This window comes from Niallia sp. XMNu-256 (assembly GCF_036670015.1).
Taxonomy (GTDB): domain Bacteria; phylum Bacillota; class Bacilli; order Bacillales; family Cytobacillaceae; genus Bacillus_BD.
In genome coordinates, this window is record NZ_CP137636.1 from 281,820 (window position 1) to 297,643 (window position 15,824).

16 protein-coding genes and 1 pseudogene are annotated in these 15,824 nt (G+C 40.3%); 16 read left to right on the plus strand and 1 reads right to left on the minus strand.

Annotation, left to right across the window (positions count from 1 at the left end; translation table 11 throughout):
* Positions 1 to 11 precede the first annotated feature (11 nt).
* From R4Z10_RS01440 to R4Z10_RS01505, 14 genes and pseudogenes are all read left to right on the plus strand, one after another.
* Positions 12 to 980, plus strand: a complete 969-nt coding sequence (locus R4Z10_RS01440; RefSeq protein ID WP_338471470.1) for an ABC transporter substrate-binding protein — start codon at positions 12 to 14, stop codon at positions 978 to 980.
* The gene (locus R4Z10_RS01445) at positions 946 to 2,004 is read left to right on the plus strand and encodes an iron ABC transporter permease (RefSeq protein WP_338471471.1); all 1,059 of its coding nucleotides are present in this window, start codon (positions 946 to 948) and stop codon (positions 2,002 to 2,004) included. Before R4Z10_RS01440 ends, R4Z10_RS01445 begins: the two co-directional genes overlap by 35 nt.
* A 2-nt stretch (positions 2,005 to 2,006) precedes the next feature.
* Positions 2,007 to 3,482 carry an adenosylcobinamide amidohydrolase gene (locus tag R4Z10_RS01450; RefSeq protein ID WP_338471472.1) on the plus strand — a complete coding sequence of 492 codons (1,476 nt, stop codon included), beginning with the start codon at positions 2,007 to 2,009 and terminating at the stop codon, positions 3,480 to 3,482.
* Complete coding sequence (gene cbiB / locus R4Z10_RS01455; RefSeq protein ID WP_338471473.1) at positions 3,479 to 4,459, plus strand: adenosylcobinamide-phosphate synthase CbiB; 981 nt, start codon at positions 3,479 to 3,481, stop codon at positions 4,457 to 4,459. Before R4Z10_RS01450 ends, cbiB begins: the two co-directional genes overlap by 4 nt.
* On the plus strand, positions 4,416 to 5,501 hold the full coding sequence (gene cobD, locus R4Z10_RS01460; protein ID WP_338471474.1) for a threonine-phosphate decarboxylase CobD: 1,086 nt from the start codon (positions 4,416 to 4,418) through the stop codon (positions 5,499 to 5,501). Before cbiB ends, cobD begins: the two co-directional genes overlap by 44 nt.
* Positions 5,471 to 6,052: a bifunctional adenosylcobinamide kinase/adenosylcobinamide-phosphate guanylyltransferase gene (locus tag R4Z10_RS01465; RefSeq protein WP_338471475.1), complete on the plus strand. Its 582-nt coding sequence runs from the start codon at positions 5,471 to 5,473 to the stop codon at positions 6,050 to 6,052. Before cobD ends, R4Z10_RS01465 begins: the two co-directional genes overlap by 31 nt.
* A pseudogene (locus tag R4Z10_RS01470) lies at positions 6,049 to 6,783 on the plus strand (cobyric acid synthase); the annotation flags it as partial. The gene R4Z10_RS01465 and the pseudogene R4Z10_RS01470, both read left to right, overlap by 4 nt.
* Positions 6,784 to 7,004: 221 nt before the next feature.
* Positions 7,005 to 7,796, plus strand: a complete 792-nt coding sequence (gene cobS, locus R4Z10_RS01475; RefSeq protein ID WP_338471476.1) for an adenosylcobinamide-GDP ribazoletransferase — start codon at positions 7,005 to 7,007, stop codon at positions 7,794 to 7,796.
* The gene (locus tag R4Z10_RS01480) at positions 7,754 to 8,377 is read left to right on the plus strand and encodes a histidine phosphatase family protein (protein ID WP_338471477.1); all 624 of its coding nucleotides are present in this window, start codon (positions 7,754 to 7,756) and stop codon (positions 8,375 to 8,377) included. The genes cobS and R4Z10_RS01480 overlap by 43 nt, the downstream gene beginning before the upstream one ends.
* Positions 8,329 to 8,766: a bifunctional adenosylcobinamide kinase/adenosylcobinamide-phosphate guanylyltransferase gene (locus R4Z10_RS01485; protein ID WP_338471478.1), complete on the plus strand. Its 438-nt coding sequence runs from the start codon at positions 8,329 to 8,331 to the stop codon at positions 8,764 to 8,766. The genes R4Z10_RS01480 and R4Z10_RS01485 overlap by 49 nt, the downstream gene beginning before the upstream one ends.
* A gap of 14 nt (positions 8,767 to 8,780) precedes the next feature.
* Complete coding sequence (locus R4Z10_RS01490; RefSeq protein ID WP_338471479.1) at positions 8,781 to 9,395, plus strand: cob(I)yrinic acid a,c-diamide adenosyltransferase; 615 nt, start codon at positions 8,781 to 8,783, stop codon at positions 9,393 to 9,395.
* Positions 9,367 to 9,858 (plus strand): ECF transporter S component, encoded by a 492-nt coding sequence (locus tag R4Z10_RS01495; RefSeq protein ID WP_338471480.1) that lies wholly within the window; start codon positions 9,367 to 9,369, stop codon positions 9,856 to 9,858. Before R4Z10_RS01490 ends, R4Z10_RS01495 begins: the two co-directional genes overlap by 29 nt.
* Positions 9,855 to 10,583 carry an ATP-binding protein gene (locus R4Z10_RS01500; RefSeq protein ID WP_338471481.1) on the plus strand — a complete coding sequence of 243 codons (729 nt, stop codon included), beginning with the start codon at positions 9,855 to 9,857 and terminating at the stop codon, positions 10,581 to 10,583. The genes R4Z10_RS01495 and R4Z10_RS01500 overlap by 4 nt, the downstream gene beginning before the upstream one ends.
* A gap of 210 nt (positions 10,584 to 10,793) precedes the next feature.
* Positions 10,794 to 11,462 carry a histidine phosphatase family protein gene (locus tag R4Z10_RS01505; RefSeq protein ID WP_338471482.1) on the plus strand — a complete coding sequence of 223 codons (669 nt, stop codon included), beginning with the start codon at positions 10,794 to 10,796 and terminating at the stop codon, positions 11,460 to 11,462.
* A 504-nt stretch (positions 11,463 to 11,966) separates the two neighbouring features.
* Here R4Z10_RS01505 and R4Z10_RS01510 read toward each other — a convergent pair.
* Positions 11,967 to 12,812, minus strand: coding sequence for a nuclease-related domain-containing protein (locus R4Z10_RS01510; protein WP_338471483.1), 846 nt, complete (start codon positions 12,810 to 12,812; stop codon positions 11,967 to 11,969).
* Between the two features lie 460 nt (positions 12,813 to 13,272).
* Between R4Z10_RS01510 and R4Z10_RS01515 the strand changes: the two genes are divergently transcribed.
* Together R4Z10_RS01515 and murF are read left to right on the plus strand one after the other, a co-directional pair.
* Complete coding sequence (locus tag R4Z10_RS01515; RefSeq protein ID WP_338471484.1) at positions 13,273 to 14,349, plus strand: D-alanine--D-alanine ligase; 1,077 nt, start codon at positions 13,273 to 13,275, stop codon at positions 14,347 to 14,349.
* Between the two features lie 37 nt (positions 14,350 to 14,386).
* Positions 14,387 to 15,763, plus strand: a complete 1,377-nt coding sequence (gene murF, locus R4Z10_RS01520; RefSeq protein WP_338471485.1) for a UDP-N-acetylmuramoyl-tripeptide--D-alanyl-D-alanine ligase — start codon at positions 14,387 to 14,389, stop codon at positions 15,761 to 15,763.
* The last annotated feature ends 61 nt before the right edge of the window (positions 15,764 to 15,824 follow it).

Here is a 15,824-nt window from a genome sequence, read left to right on the forward strand (position 1 = left end):
GGGAGAGTATTTTGAAGAAACTTTATGCACTATTATTCACATTCCTTCTGTCAATCGGTATCTTGGTTGGCTGTGGGACAGGAAATGAAGCAGAAACCAATGAAGGTAAACAAGAATCACAACAAGATCAACAGGAACAAACAAAAACTTCCGAGTTTCCGGTAACAATTAAAGATGCCTTGGATCAAGAAATTGTTATTGAAAAGAAACCAGAAAGAATTATTTCACTGATTCCGAGTAATACGGAGATTGCCTTTGAATTAGGACTTGGGGACGAAATTATTGGGGTAAGTAATTTTGATAACTATCCCGAGGAAGCAGCAAAAAAGGAAAAGATTGGGGACCAAACTCTTAACCTAGAGAAAATTTTTTCTCTTAAACCAGATTTAATTCTTTCACATCATTCAGCAATGGGTGTTTCTTCTGAGGTCATCCAGCAATTAAAGGATGCAGGTATTACGGTTCTAACTGTAAATGATGCGAAGACGTTTACTGAAGTGTATGATTCAATTGAATTAATTGGGAAATCTACAGGTACGAGTGAAGAAGCGGAACAATTAGTTTCCGATATGCAAACAAAACTAGAGGAAATCCAAGGGAAAACGGCTGATATTAAAGAGAAGAAAAAAGTTTATGTAGAAATTGACCCTACTCTTTTTGCTGCTGGTAAAAATACATTTATTGATGAGATGCTAACACTAATTAATGCAGAGAATATGGTAACAGAACCTGATTGGCCACAATTAGATCAAGAAGCCATTATCGCAGCTAACCCAGATGTCATTATTACTACCTATGGGGGATATATTGAAGGTGCAGGGGATCAAGTTTTAAGTCGTGAAGGCTGGCAGGATATTAATGCAATTAAAAATAAGCAGGTGGTTGATGTAGATTCAGACAAAGTGACCCGTCCTGGCCCTCGTATTGTTGAAGGAGTAGAGGAACTTGCAAAAGCAATTTACCCGGAAGTTTTTAACTAATAAATGGATTGCTTATCCCATTGCAGGAGCCATTTTCCTTGGCTCCATGCTATTAGCGATTTCAATTGGTACAGTTCAGGTACCGATTTTTGATATCATCCAAATTTTGGGTGCTGAAATTTTTCGTTATTCCACGAGTCACATTGACCCAATGTACACGAATATCGTTATGAATATTCGCTTACCACGAGTGATATTGGCTGGTTTAGTAGGGGCGTCTCTTGCAATTGCAGGGGCCGCCTTTCAAGGTTTATTAAGAAATCCTCTCGCTGACCCTTATACACTTGGTGTTTCATCAGGTGCATCTGTAGGTGCAGTGCTTACCATCTTCTTAAATATTTCACTACCCATCATCGGAGAATTTACATTGCCGTTTTTAAGTATCATCTTTTCCTTTTTAACGATTCTAATGGTTCTCCTATTTGCACAGAAAATTGAACGCTCTATGAAGGTAGAAACAATTATTTTAACTGGGATTATTTTTAGTTCATTTTTAGGGGCTTTTATTTCATTAATGATTGCGTTAACGGGTGATGAACTCCGTCATATCATTAGTTGGCTGCTAGGAAGTGTGTCGATGAGAGGTTGGGATTATATTAAAATCATTTTACCATTCTTTATCGTTGGCACGCTCTTGCTACTTGTAAATGCGAATGAACTAAATGCAATGTCGTTTGGTGAAGAACGGGCCCAGCATTTGGGGGTAAATGTTCAAAGACGTAAAATGCTTGTTTTAACGGCAGGATCTATTTTAACAGGCGCTGCAGTGGCGGTTTCAGGGGCAATAGGCTTTGTTGGTCTTGTCGTTCCACATTTAACTCGGATTTTATGGGGACCTGATCATAAGCATTTATTGCCTTTATCTTTGCTAACAGGAAGCGGATTCTTAATGTTAACGGATTTGGTAGCAAGAACGATCATTTCCCCTGTGGAACTACCCATCGGGGTCATTACCTCATTAATGGGAGCACCTGTGTTTGCAGCTATATTAATAGCACGTAAAAGAAAGGAAAGGAGGGGATGAGGATGATTGACATTCAACATTTGTCCGGAGGTTACGGAAATGAAAATGTACTTTCAAATGTGACATGTCAAATTCGAAAAGGTGAACTTTTTGGCATCATCGGACCAAATGGCAGTGGAAAAACGACCCTTTTAAAGATGATGAGTGGAGTCCAGGCTTTTAATGACGGAGAAATTTATGTGAAAGGTCAGTCTTTAAAAAAATACTCTGCTATAGGGCTCGCTAAGGTGATAGCGGTCTTGTCTCAACATAGCTCTGAATCTTTCTCCTATAGTGTCAAGGAGACCGTTTCATTAGGTAGGTACGCCCATCAAAAGGGATTCTTCAAAGAGTGGAGTAAAGACGATGAGGATATTGTTCAAGAGGTAATGAATTGGACAGGGGTTGCTTCCTTGCAGGACCATCCGATTCAACTTCTTTCTGGCGGAGAAAGGCAACGTGTTTTCCTTGCCCAAGCCCTTGCGCAGGAACCCGAAATTCTCCTTCTTGATGAACCAACCAATCACCTTGATTTATCTTATCAGAAAGAACTGCTTGATTTATTGAAAAAGTGGACCCGTGAAAAGTCATTAACGGTAGTTTCTATTTTTCATGATTTAAATTTAGCTGGTTTATATTGTGATCGGTTAATACTTCTTGAGAATGGCAAGATCAAGCGTTACGATGAACCGAATGAAGTGTTAAAGCAAGAAATTATTGAAGAAGTATACCATACAAAAATTGAAAAGCACCCCCACCCAAAGGTACCGGTACCACAAATGGTTCTTCTTCCAGAAAGTGGACTTATAGAGGGAGAGGAAAATATAAATGACACTTATTTAACGGTTACAACTGAATATATTGTTTTGAAAGCACCATCGCCCCTTCGAACCATGTCATCCGGTGTGATCGGCTCTGGAACAGGCTGGCATGACACTTTTGTCAATAGACATGTGGATAAAAACTATCACTGCAACAACCATCGAGAAGAAATGGCGAACTATTTAAGAAAAAGTGGCTTCGAACCATCCCAAACGGTCGGGATGATGACGGCAGTTGTAACAGAGGATGTTGTATCAAAGGTTTACGAGGAAAACGGCTGTTCCATACTAGTTGTGGTGACAGCAGGCGTGGGAAATGCGGTTGATGTATCTAAAAGTTATGAACAAAACTTTGACATCCAACAACCGGGTACCATTAATACTTGGGTATTTGTGAATGGAAACCTAACAGAAGAGGCTTTCATCCAAAGTATCATGACTGCGACGGAGGCAAAGGTAAAGGTGTTACAGAAACTAGAAGTAAAGGATCCGAGAACGGAAACGCTTGCTACTGGAACTTCAACAGACAGTATCCTTATTGCAGCCATTCAAAAAGGGAAGTCTTTTGAGTTTGCGGGTACAATCACACCCTTAGGTCGTTTAATTGGTAAAGGTGTCTATCAATGTACAAAAGAAGCCATTCAGAAAAGCAATCGTAGAAAAGAAGGCTTACGATGATTGGACACGTATTAGCAATCACACTAGCTCTTATCATTGATCGGTTCATAGGTGACCCACCTTCATGGCCGCATCCGGTTAAATGGATGGGGTCATTAATCTGTATTCTAGAGAAAAAGTGGAATCATGGTTGGAACCGTAAATGGAAAGGGATTATGATGGTTCTGTTTGTTTTACTTTCCATATTCTTACCTGCCATATTCATTTGTGCGATATCTTATAAGATTCATTTTGTCGTAGGAATACTTGTAGAGAGCATCCTTATTTCAACAACGATTGCCCATAGGAGTCTAAAGGAAGCAGCCATGGAGGTTTTTACCCCATTAAAGCAGACAGACATCGGGCAAGCTCGCCTTAAACTCTCTTATATTGTTGGTAGAGATACAGACCAATTAATGGAAAGCGAAATCGTCCGTGGGACCGTTGAAACGGTTGCTGAAAATACGAGTGATGGAGTCATTGCTCCTTTATTTTGGGCATGGATTGGAGGCGCCCCATTGGCTTTGCTTTATCGGGCTATTAATACTTGTGATTCAATGGTTGGCTACAAGAATGACCGCTATTCGGACTTTGGTTGGGCTTCTGCCCGTCTAGATGACTTTATGAATTTGATTCCAAGCCGATTAACCGGATTTGCGATGCTGCTGTCCAATCGTCCTTTTAATAATCGTACGAAACAAGCTTGGGAGATTCTGTTTCGGGATGCGAAAAAACATCCAAGCCCAAATAGTGGCTGGTGTGAAGCAAGTGCTGCTGCACTTTTAGGCGTTCAACTTGGCGGCATGAATACATATAAAGGGATCGTGTCAAATCGGGCATTAATGGGCGACCCTGTGATTTCTCTTAGTAGAGATCATATTCTAAAAATGAATCAGATCTTAACGCGAACAACATTAATGTGTTTACTATTCTTATGGCTTGGAGGTGTTTTGATTGTTATGGCCAGCACATGGATCAAATCCGCATTATTTATATGATGCAGCCGGACTAAAGCAACCAGATCGAGTCATTGATTTTAGTGCCAACATTAATCCGTTCGGTTCCCCAACTTCTGTTAAGGAAAACTGGGGAAAGTTATTTGAAGGGATTGAAACCTATCCTGATCCGCAAAGTACTTCATTGAAAAAGAAGCTTGCTCATTTTGTGAAGATCGATGAAAAGCAAATATTAATTGGAAACGGTGGCTCTGAAATCATCAGTTTGATTGGGAGATGGTTAGCCGGCAAAAAGGTGATGATTGTTCAGCCTGCTTTTTCAGAATATGAAAGAGTATGTGCAGGGAATGGTTGTGAGGTTTCCTATTTTCACTTAACAAAGGATTGGAAAGTAGACTTTGATTCTTTTAAGGATAAGTTGGTGGATATAGATGCCGTTTTTTTCTGTAATCCGAATAATCCAACGGGAGTATTTTTCAACAAGAAGATGATCGAGAGAATTTTAGGAGAATGTCAAAAACATGATTGTTATTTGATTGTTGATGAGGCTTTCTATGACTTTGTTGCCGATTACCAGTCGCTCGTACCTTTCCTCAAAGATTATTCAAATTTACTTTTAATTAGGTCGATGACGAAGATGTACGCCATCCCGGGCCTACGATTAGGGTATATGATGGCAAGTCCCGCTCTCGTTGAAACACTTTCAACCTTTCAATCCCATTGGAGTGTGAATAGCATGGCAATGAAAGTGGGAGAACTGTGTTTAGCGGAAGAAGAATATGTTCATCATGCGATTCGATTTATGGACTCACAGCGAGAGTACCTTTTTTCCTTTTATAAAAAGAATGGATTCCAAGTGACCGATTCGAAGGTAAACTTTTATTTGTTAAAAGATCTTGAGCTAGACGACCAAATCCCCTTGTTCCGATTTTTACTGGAAAAGGGAATCGTTCCCCGACATACATTCAACTTTCCCGGCCTAGAGGGAAGATGGCTGAGGTTCGCAATTCGGACAACGGAGGAAAATCAGCAACTTTTGGAGGCGATGCAAGAATGGCGCAGCATTCACCCATCATCTTCATAACGGGCGGGGTTCGAAGTGGGAAGAGCAGTTTCGCGGAAAAGCTAGCGGGGGAACAATCGAGGATGGAGCCTTTTGGGCAACTCCATTACATTGCCGCCATGCAGTCCTCGGATGAGGAAATGAAGCAAAGAATCCGCGTTCACCAAAATGAACGCTTGCACAGTGATCTTGTTTGGACAACGTGGGAAAAACCAACTTCTATCGGTGAGCTTGCCGGAAACTTTGGAGAGAAGGATGTCGTTTTGCTCGATTGTTTAACGACATGGCTGAATAATGAATTGTTTTTTGAAATGGATGGTTGGAGAGATGATGCTTATTTAAGCCAACTCTTTGAAACCATGTGGGATGAGATGATTTCCATTAGTCGGAAAGTGAAGACCTTCATTATTGTAAGCAATGAAGTCCTTTATGAACCGATCGAATCGAATGATCTTGTCTTTGTTTACAGTTCTTTGCTCGGAAAATTGCATCAAAAAATAGTCGCCCAAGCACGTCTTGCTTATTTAGTAGAGGGGGGGATTCCGATCGTAATGAAAGGAGATATAAAATGAAAGGTGTGATGATTCAAGGCACAGCTTCAGATGTTGGAAAAAGTTTAATTGTTACAGCGCTGTGCCGGCTTTTTTCTGATGAAGGGTTCAAAGTGGCACCCTTTAAATCGCAAAATATGTCCAATCATATTTATTTGACAGCTGAAGGTTTGGAAATTGGACTTGCCCAAGGGATTCAAGCAGAAGCCGCTCGAACGAAAGCAACGGTTTGGATGAGCCCGATTTTGCTAAAGCCTCGAACAGACCAGGTTTCAGAGGTGATTTTATTAGGAAAACCAATAGATTCCTTGTCTGGAAAAGGATATCGTGAATCCTTTTATGAAAAGGGGTTAGAGGTGATTGGAAAGGCAATCGAACAACTTAAAAAAGAGTACGAGCTATTGATTTTAGAGGGGGCTGGGAGTCCGGTTGAAATGAATCTGAAGGATCGAGAACTGGTGAATATGAAGGTTGCACAAATGGCAGATGTACCTGTGATATTAGTAGCGGATATTGATCGAGGGGGGATTTTTGCAAGCCTTGTTGGAACGTTAGAGTTGCTGACTCCTGAGGAACGCAGGAGAGTTAAAGGAATCATCATCAATAAATTTCGTGGGGACATAGAGTTGTTTAAAGATGGGGTAAGGTGGATTGAGGACAAGACAGGGATCCCTGTTGTCGGTGTCCTGCCTTATATTCATAACCACATGATTGATCCTGAGGATTCCTTTTCCATTGACGAGTTAGGAAGGGAAAGTTCAGCAAGTGCTTATCAAGCTTACAAGGATACGGTGGAGGCTCCCGGCGGAGGCCACAGATTTACGAAGGAAGCGGACTCGATCAAACCTGGGAGCAATTGCACCAAGGCGCATTTGATTGATAGTCGCTATGACAAACTAGCTACCGAAATGGGAGCCCACTTGGATTGGGCTGAAATTAAGCGGATCATTTGGGATGGGGAGATTCTTTCGTCATGAAGATGGTAAAAGGTCTTGTAATGTGCATTCAATTCTTCACGAGTATTCCCATTCCTTATGAAGTGCCAATGGATCGAATACATATCAATAAAGCAGTTAAAATGTTTCCGGTGCTAGGAGTGTTACAAGGAATCCTTTATAGTGCGTTCCTTTATGTTTTGTTACAATGGACCCCTCTTTCACCACTAGCCATCGCGTTTTTCGTTTGGTTAGCATTGATTATCATCACAGGTGGAATTCACCTAGACGGGTGGATGGATTGTAGTGATGCCTATTTTTCTTATCGTGATCAGCAGAAGCGGATTGAAATTATGGCAGATCCAAAAATCGGTGCGTTTGGTGTCCTATCCGTTATTGTGCTATTGAGTGCAAAGTTTTTATTTATATATGAAATTGTGTTGCGGTTTAATGATAATACTTTTTTACTGATTATCTTGATCCCGTTTTTAGGAAAAGTTGTAATGGGGATGTTGTTGTTGAACATAAAGTCTGCTAAAGAAGAGGGGCTTGGTTCCCTGTTTAAAGAAGCGGCATCACAAGGATCGCTTTGGATTTATCCAGTATATGTGGTCATGTTGGGCCTAATTATATTTTTGATAGGGTTAAAAGCGATGAGCGGATTTCTACTGTTAGTTCTGGCAGCTTTAGTATTTTTTATCGTGATCTCAAGGAAAATTGTTCGCTGGTTTGGTGGAATTACAGGGGATGTATTAGGCGCATCAGTGGAAGGGGTGGAATGCTTATTATGGATGACCGTGTGGTTGTGGCATTATTTCGTCACGGGTTAACCGAACTAAATAAACAGAAGACCTATATGGGGTGGACAGATGAACCGATTTGTGAGGAGGCTAAAGAAAGCTTAACCGCTTTACAACCAAATCCATACCAAGTTGTGGTCACAAGTGACTTAATTCGCTGTTTGCAAACGGCCGCTATTCTGTTTCCAGAAAAAGACCCCATCCCTTTTCTAGAGTTTCGTGAAATGAATTTTGGCCCTTTTGAAAGAAAACGGTATGAAGAGTTAGCAGGCGATCCGCGATATGAGGAGTGGATAAGCAGTCATTTTGAAAGCAACGTTCCAGGTGCCGAAACTTTTACCGATTTTACGCAGCGGGTCGAGAACGGCTGGACAAACCTATCCACTTTGGTAATGAGGGATAAGGTTGATTCATTGGCAGTTGTCACTCATGGAGGTGTTCTTCGATATTTATTATCAAAATTTGCACCGACTGAAAAGAGTTTTTGGGAATGGCGGGTTCCTCATGGAAATGGATTTGAATTTGTATGGCCAAATCGGGAGACTTTCAGGAGGGGTGAACGATGCACTTTGTTACGGGAGGTGCTTTTAACGGAAAATCAGCATGGGTAAGGGCATATAATCAATTAACCCAAGAGAATTGTCAGTGGTTTAGTGCCTATCACTGTGATCCAATTCCCGTTGATTTTGACCAAGTGACGACGGATTATCTCGTCTTAGAAGGGATTGAACGGTGGATTCGGGAAGGGTTACAAGGTAGCAGTGGTGACGAAGTTCAGGAAACGTGGCGTGGGCTTTTGAGGCAATTGGAAAATTGGGAAAGCATGGATGGAAAAGGAAGTGTTATTTTAATTGGAACGGATATAACAAAAGGAATTGTTCCGCTAGAGCGGGAAGACCGCTTGTGGCGTGATGTATGCGGTCGAGTTTTCCAAGCAGCAGTGTCAAGTTGTGGGCGGGTTGATGTAATTTGGTATGGATTAAATAAACGATTGAAGTGAAAGGGGCAAATGGGATGAAAATTTATACGCGTACTGGGGATAAAGGTCAAACAAGTATTATCGGAGGAAGAGTAGATAAAGATCATATTCGTGTTGATGCTTATGGGACGATCGATGAAGCCAATGGTTTTGTAGGGCAGGCCGTAACTCAGTTACAACCAGACCTCTTTCAAGATCTACTAGACGATTTGGAAAAGATTCAACATGAACTATTTGATTGTGGCGGTGACTTGGCCAATGTGACGAAAAAGCATATCCCAAAATTGACGGAAGAAGCCATTACTTACTTAGAAGAGAGAATTGATGCTTATACTACTGAAGCTCCAGAGTTGGAAAAGTTTATTTTACCAGGGGGAAGTCCTGCAGCAGCAACGCTCCATATTGCCCGAACAGTAACAAGAAGAGCGGAGAGGTTAGTGGTTACCTTGATGAAAGAGGAAGCTCAATTATCTGCTTTGCCACTGCAATATTTAAATCGATTATCGGATTACTTTTTTGCCGCAGCAAGGGTTGTTAATTTTCGCCAAGGAGTAAAGGATATCGAGTACATTCGCAGTGCATCGGTTTTTCGCGACCGAACTAGAAAGGATAACAAGGAAGATGAACATAAAGAAAATCAGTCTAATTAGTTTATTTATCGCCTTATGTGTGGCAGGTGCATCGATAAAGATACCTGCCGTTGTGTCGAGCGTTGCATTGGACATGGTTCCTGCATTAGTCGGAAGTGTGATGTTGGGGAGCCTTCCTGGTGCGACGATCGCTTTTATTGGACATTTATTGTCCGCTCTTTTTGGTGGGATGCCAATGGGACCGTTACACTTGTTAGTCGGTCTTGAAATGGCAGCGCTAGTTTGGTTATTTGCAATCTTTTATAAAAAAGGCTATCGATTATTAGCCAGTGTTTTATTTGTAACGGGGAATACAGTTTTTGCCCCTCTACCGTTTTTATTTTTAATAGGAAGCGGCTTTTATGTAGGTTTGATGCCATCCTTATTCATTGGTTCTGTATTTAATACAGGGATTGCGCTGATTTTAGCACCGCGTTTAGCCCGTTTTTATGAAGGTCGGTTTCAAAAGGAAGCGGTAAGATGAAACGGGATGTTTCGCTCGTTCCATTTAGTGATGAAGCGATCCTTGTTATTGCTGCTGATAATAGTGGTGGAATCGGTTTGAAAGAACAGGATGCTGTTAGGACTCCATATGAAGTCGTTTCATATTACAATTTCAGAGTTGCAGCTATGGAGTGTCTAGCGGCAGGCGGGCAGCCCTTTTCGGTTGTGATTCAAAACTTTTGCCATGAGGATGCATGGGATGCTGTGGTGGCGGGGGTTGATAAAGGGTGTACTGAGATTGGGTTAGATGATGTAATGGTTACAGGAAGTACAGAAAGCAATTTTTCATTACATCAATCCGCACTTGGAATGATTGTCATGGGGAAACGGGTGACGTCTTATCAGGAACCAATCGTTACCTTAGAAGGGTGGAAACTAGCAGTCATTGGTTTACCGTTAGTTGGGAATGAGGTTTTAGAAACACCGGAAAATATTGTGCCTCTTTCCCTTTTTTATGAGTTAAGTCAGTTGGATGATGTAGTTCTGTTACCAGTCGGATCAAAAGGCATTCTATATGAGCTGAAAAATATGCTTGATGATAACGATTTGGCGGCAGATCAATTAAAATGTGATATGGATGTGGAGAAAACGGGAGGGCCATCAACCTGTGTACTTATAGCTTTTCGTCCTGAACTTGAATCTCTCTTGATGGAAATGTGTGAAGAGCTCTATCATTCAATTGAAATTGTTTTATCCGACTCTTAACGGGGGGAAAGCTTTCACCTCCATGAGTTGGTAGTAGATAGAAGATAGTAGGAGATCTAACTGTCGTAAAGATCCGGAAGTTGAACATAGACTTAATACGCCTTCAGAAATATCTGTGGGACCAGTGTGCTGTAGGCCTCAACATAACCAAGGTGGAGATTAAAAAAACCGGCCACTATGGAAGTTTCGTTATTAAGAGGAGGGTGTAGAATGCTAACTTTATATATTGTGCGCCATGGGGAAACGGAATGGAATCAAGAAGGTCGAATTCAGGGTCGCTTGAATTCTCCGCTAACAGAAAAAGGAAAGCGGTATGCGCAGTTACTTGGAGAGCGCTTGAGGAATGTGGAGTTTGCAGAGGTGATTACGAGCCCAAGTGAGCGAACCCTTGAAACGACAGAGATTATCCTTCAAGGTAGAGACCTGTTGTACCAAAAGGATGGGACGATCATGGAAATGGATATGGGTCCATGGCAAGGCCTGACAAAGACAGAGATAGTAGAAAAGTTTCCAGATGATTATGATTGCTTTATGTTACGGCCAAACCTTTATCAGAATGAAGGGGCAGAAACTTTCATAGAAATGTATAAGCGGGCAGAGAATTTTCTAGATACGGTGAAAAAAAGGGAAGTGACTGGAAATCTATTAGTTGTCTCACATGGTTTGTTTATTAAATCATTGTTTTTAGTCATAAAAGGAATTCCAATCAAGGATTTCTGGACAGAACCAACTGTTAATGGAACCAGTCTATCGGTTGTTAAGATAGAAAGTGCGAAGATGGAGATTGTGTTTAAAGGGGATATGAGCCATATTAAGGAAAAGAGCGACCGTAGTCCCAATCGTGAGCACATACGGACAGAAGTGGTGTCAAAAGAGTGATTGTAGTCCGAATCGGGGTCTCATATGGACAGAAGTGGTGGCAAAAGAGTGATTGTAGTCCGAATCGGGGTCTCATACGGACAGAAGTGGTGTCAAAAGAGTAATTATAGTCCGAATCGGGGTCTCATACGGACAGAAATGGTGGCAAAAGAGTGATTGTAGTCCGAATCGGGGTCTCATACGGACAGAAACGGTGGAAAAATAGTGATTGTAGTCCGAATCGGGCCCTCATACGGCCAGAAGTAGTGGCAAAAGGGTGATCGTAGTCCGAATTGGGCCCTCAAACGGCCAGAAGTAGTGGTAAAAGGATGATCGTAGTCCGAACCGGGCCCTCAAACGGACAGAAGTAGTGGCAAAAGGATAACCGTAGTCCGAATCGAGCCTTCATACGGACAGATACGAGATCCAAAGGATAACCATAGTCCGAACCGAAGTCTCATACGAACAAACTAAGTGGAAAACTAAGATCCTTTCCGAATACAATATCAATAAGGAAAGAATAGACTATTCATAATAGGTGTCCCGTGTAGTACCAATTGAAGTATAATGTTTCTTTAAGATTCTTCGAATGGTCTTTTGGTTTAATTCTGTCTGGCACCAATCATAAACCATATTTGTAGTAATCTTTATATCCGGAAACAGCAGCCTTAATTCTTCGGTATTACGTAAAATAGCTAGTTCGATCTTTTCTTGATATCCGCATTTTTTACAAGAAAAGATATTGTTGTTTAAAAAAACAAAAAAACATTTACAGTTACTGCAATAAATGCCTTTTTGCAGTTGGTCATAATTGTAATTGGGTATGGATTCAAATGGATTTTTAGATTGATGCAGGGAGAGTAATGTTTTGGCCAACTTAGTATGCCCGTCATTTAACTTAGAGGGCGAATGATTAATTTCGTTAATATACCGATTTAGCTGGGTTGGAAGAATGAAGGGTTGGTTCATTGGAGCTTGATATAAGGTGAATTCTGGATTAACAAATATAACTAAGGAATCAATTAGGTAATTACAGTGGAGATTGTTGAGTAGTTGACGAAATAGCGTGGTACTTCTTTTTAACTGGTCTATAGGATTCTTATATTCTCGTTTGGATTTTACATTAAAAAGCTTGTCTTGTTCTAAATAACAATCACCTTGAAAATTTTTAATATCGAAGAGGTGAATCAATCCTTGTGAAATGATTAGTGAGTCTATTTGGAGATAGGAGTTGTTCACTTCAAACAGCAAGTCATTTAGGAAGTATCTTTCTTCTTTAATGTTTTCCGATAATTTATCGAATAACAACTCTCCTTCATATCCTTTTTCAAGGTTAAGATAGTAGAATTTTTCTTTATCCGATAAATTCATCCTTGTGTTTAGAAATCGTAGAATTCTTAACTCTTCTGATTCTGTTCTTTTTTTCAGGATCATATGCAACACCTAGCCTTTCTCTTTATAGGTCTATTGTACATAAGATCGTTTCCAAGAATGTGTCTATTTTGTTAATGATTTAGTCATTTAAAATAAGTATAATTCAGGTGAAACAGGTTTCGGTTGGGCGCATTTATACATACTTTAAGGATAGAGAAAACGACTCAGTTTCCGCTTTCTTTTCTAAAAAAAATCATACCTATATATTACAATATACATTCCTATCCCGTTTCATTAAGTGGTAAAATGAATGAATGTGGAAACAAACGACATTTCTATCGTAAAGGGATTTAAAATCTCGGCAGATGGTTAATGAGACAAATAGAGCTTATCGAGCAGCCATTGCTTGTCACTATCATAGTGGCTCTTGTAAAGACAGATAAATGGAGGTTTTAGAATGAAAACGAAACTAGGTTTATTATATGGCGGTAAATCAGCTGAACATCAGGTATCGCTCCGGACGGCATTAGCGGTTATTCAGGCTTTAGATTATGAAAAGTTTGATATCTTTCCGATTTATATTACCGAAGATGGAGAGTGGATTAAAGGTTCTCAATTAAAAAGTGTGGCTCAATCAGTGGACGAATTAATCTTTGAACAAGCTGAATCTCAACTAGGAACCCAATTATCCTCAACATTATTTCAAACAGAAGATGGCCAAGATAATCTTGATGTTATTTTTCCGCTCCTTCATGGTCCGAACGGGGAAGACGGAACGGTTCAGGGATTTCTAGAGTTATTAAATATTCCTTATGTAGGGAATGGGGTGCTCGCTTCCTCAGCAGGAATGGATAAAGTAATCATGAAAAATATCTTTGCTCAAGCAGGTCTGGAGCAAGTTAACTATGTTTCTTGCATTAAAAGGGTGTGGGAACAAAACAATCAACGAATATATGACGATGTTGAGGATAAGATAGGATATCCATGTTTTGTTAAACCTGCCAATCTTGGTTCAAGTGTAGGGATAAGTAAATGTACAAACCGCGATGAACTTGATCAGGCTTTCCAAGAGGCTTTTCAATTTGACCGTAAAGTGATTATTGAAGAAGGGGTAGTTGCAAGAGAAGTGGAGATCGCTGTTCTTGGAAATGATGATCCTAAATGTTCAATTGCAGGTGAAATTGTACCTAAGAAAGATTTCTATGATTATAAGGCAAAATACGAAGATAATGATACGGCCCTTATTATTCCAGCTGAAATAAATGAATCAGAATATGCCAAACTTAGTGAAATGGCCGTAACAGCCTTTAAAGCACTTGACTGTTCTGGACTAGTGAGAGCTGACTTCTTTTTAACAAAGGATGGGAAGGCCCTTATTAATGAAGTGAATACCATGCCTGGATTTACACCCATTAGCATGTTCCCGCTTCTTTGGAACCATACTGGATTAAAATATCCGGAATTAATTGAACGCCTTGTTCAATTAGCCATTGAAAGACATGAAGAAAAGCAAAGTATTAAATACACATTTTAACGATGATGTTTGTAACTCTGATAAGAGGTGTGAATAGGTGATTAAAAGAACATTACAGCAGATTCAGGAAATGATTGAAATCGAAAATAAGATTGAGTCTTTTCTAGAAGTAACCATTCAAGGGGTAACGATTGATTCTCGCAAAATCGAGCCTGGTAACTTATTTGTTCCTTTCAAAGGAGAACATTCAGATGGGCATCGTTATGTAGAAGATGCCTTTCAAAAAGGTGCGGCTGCCGCTTTGTGGCAAAAGGATGTGCCGAACCCACCAGAAAACTTGCCCATACTGATTGTGGAAGATACATTAACCGCTCTGCAGCAATTAGCAAAAGGTTACAGAGATGAGTTGGATGTTAAAGTAGTAGGAATCACCGGTAGTAATGGAAAAACAACTGTGAAAGACATGACAGCAAATCTTTTGTCCTTACAATATAAAGTCCAAAAGACTGAGGGGAACTTTAATAATCATATTGGAATGCCGCTAACCATTCTGTCTCTCGAGGAAGATACAGAAGTTGCTGTACTTGAAATGGGCATGAGTGGGAAAGGTGAAATTGAACTCCTGACTAGGTTGGCTCGTCCAACAGTTACCGTGATTACGAATATCGGTGAGTCTCATTTACAGGATTTAGGATCAAGGGAAGCGATCGCGGATGCAAAGTTAGAAATTATTCAAGGTCTCCAAAAGGACGGACTTCTCGTTTATACGGGAGATGAAGTCCTTTTAAAAGAACGCCTTGTCGACTATGATGGTCCTGCTGAGAAAAAGACGTTTGGGCGTAGTCGTCACAATGATTTATATCCTGTAGAAATTACCGGTAATCGAGGCGGAAGTAAGTTCAAGGTAAACGATGTCGATGTCGAATTTGATTTACCTGTTTTAGGAGCTCATAATGTCTTAAATGCAATGAGCGCAATGCTAGTGGCTCGTTATTTTAACATCCCATTTGAAAAAATGAATGATGGATTCCGACATTTAAAATTAACGAATATGCGAATGGAATTAGTAGAAGGGAAAAATGGGGAGAAAATTATTAATGATGCCTATAATGCAAGCCCCACTTCTATGAGAGCCGCGATTGATCTTATTTCCAACATGCCTGATTATCAACGAAAAATCATTGTTTTAGGTGATATGCTTGAATTAGGCGATCAAGAAAAGGCATTCCATTTTGAGATGGGGAAGGGACTAGACCCAGAAAAAATTGATTATGTGGTTACATTTGGCCCACTGGCTTCGCACATCGCTGAAGGAGCAAAATTGAATTTTCCGTTGGAACGTGTACACCCATTTTCAGAAAAAACAGCTTTAATTGAGGAACTGAAAAAATTAACTGACAAAGAAACAATCATTCTTGTTAAAGCCTCAAGAGGAATGAAACTTGAAGAAGTTGTTTCAGCGTTACAAAAATAAAAAAGTGCTGTCTCCAAAAAGAACAAGTCATGTAAGAGCAGTATCAAGTGGTCAGATTACA

Bases quoted from the DNA above. Each gene is read 5' to 3' on its own strand.
- R4Z10_RS01450 (WP_338471472.1), top strand. From the start codon at position 2,007: ATGATTGACATTCAACATTTGTCCGGAGGTTACGGAAATGAAAATGTA.
- cbiB (WP_338471473.1), top strand. From the start codon at position 3,479: ATGATTGGACACGTATTAGCAATCACACTAGCTCTTATCATTGATCGG.
- R4Z10_RS01465 (WP_338471475.1), top strand. From the start codon at position 5,471: ATGGCGCAGCATTCACCCATCATCTTCATAACGGGCGGGGTTCGAAGT.
- cobS (WP_338471476.1), top strand. From the start codon at position 7,005: ATGAAGATGGTAAAAGGTCTTGTAATGTGCATTCAATTCTTCACGAGT.
- R4Z10_RS01480 (WP_338471477.1), top strand. From the start codon at position 7,754: ATGGATGACCGTGTGGTTGTGGCATTATTTCGTCACGGGTTAACCGAA.
- R4Z10_RS01485 (WP_338471478.1), top strand. From the start codon at position 8,329: ATGCACTTTGTTACGGGAGGTGCTTTTAACGGAAAATCAGCATGGGTA.
- R4Z10_RS01490 (WP_338471479.1), top strand. From the start codon at position 8,781: ATGAAAATTTATACGCGTACTGGGGATAAAGGTCAAACAAGTATTATC.
- R4Z10_RS01495 (WP_338471480.1), top strand. From the start codon at position 9,367: ATGAACATAAAGAAAATCAGTCTAATTAGTTTATTTATCGCCTTATGT.
- R4Z10_RS01500 (WP_338471481.1), top strand. From the start codon at position 9,855: ATGAAACGGGATGTTTCGCTCGTTCCATTTAGTGATGAAGCGATCCTT.
- R4Z10_RS01505 (WP_338471482.1), top strand. From the start codon at position 10,794: ATGCTAACTTTATATATTGTGCGCCATGGGGAAACGGAATGGAATCAA.
- R4Z10_RS01510 (WP_338471483.1), bottom strand. From the start codon at position 12,812: ATGAATTTATCGGATAAAGAAAAATTCTACTATCTTAACCTTGAAAAA.
- R4Z10_RS01515 (WP_338471484.1), top strand. From the start codon at position 13,273: ATGAAAACGAAACTAGGTTTATTATATGGCGGTAAATCAGCTGAACAT.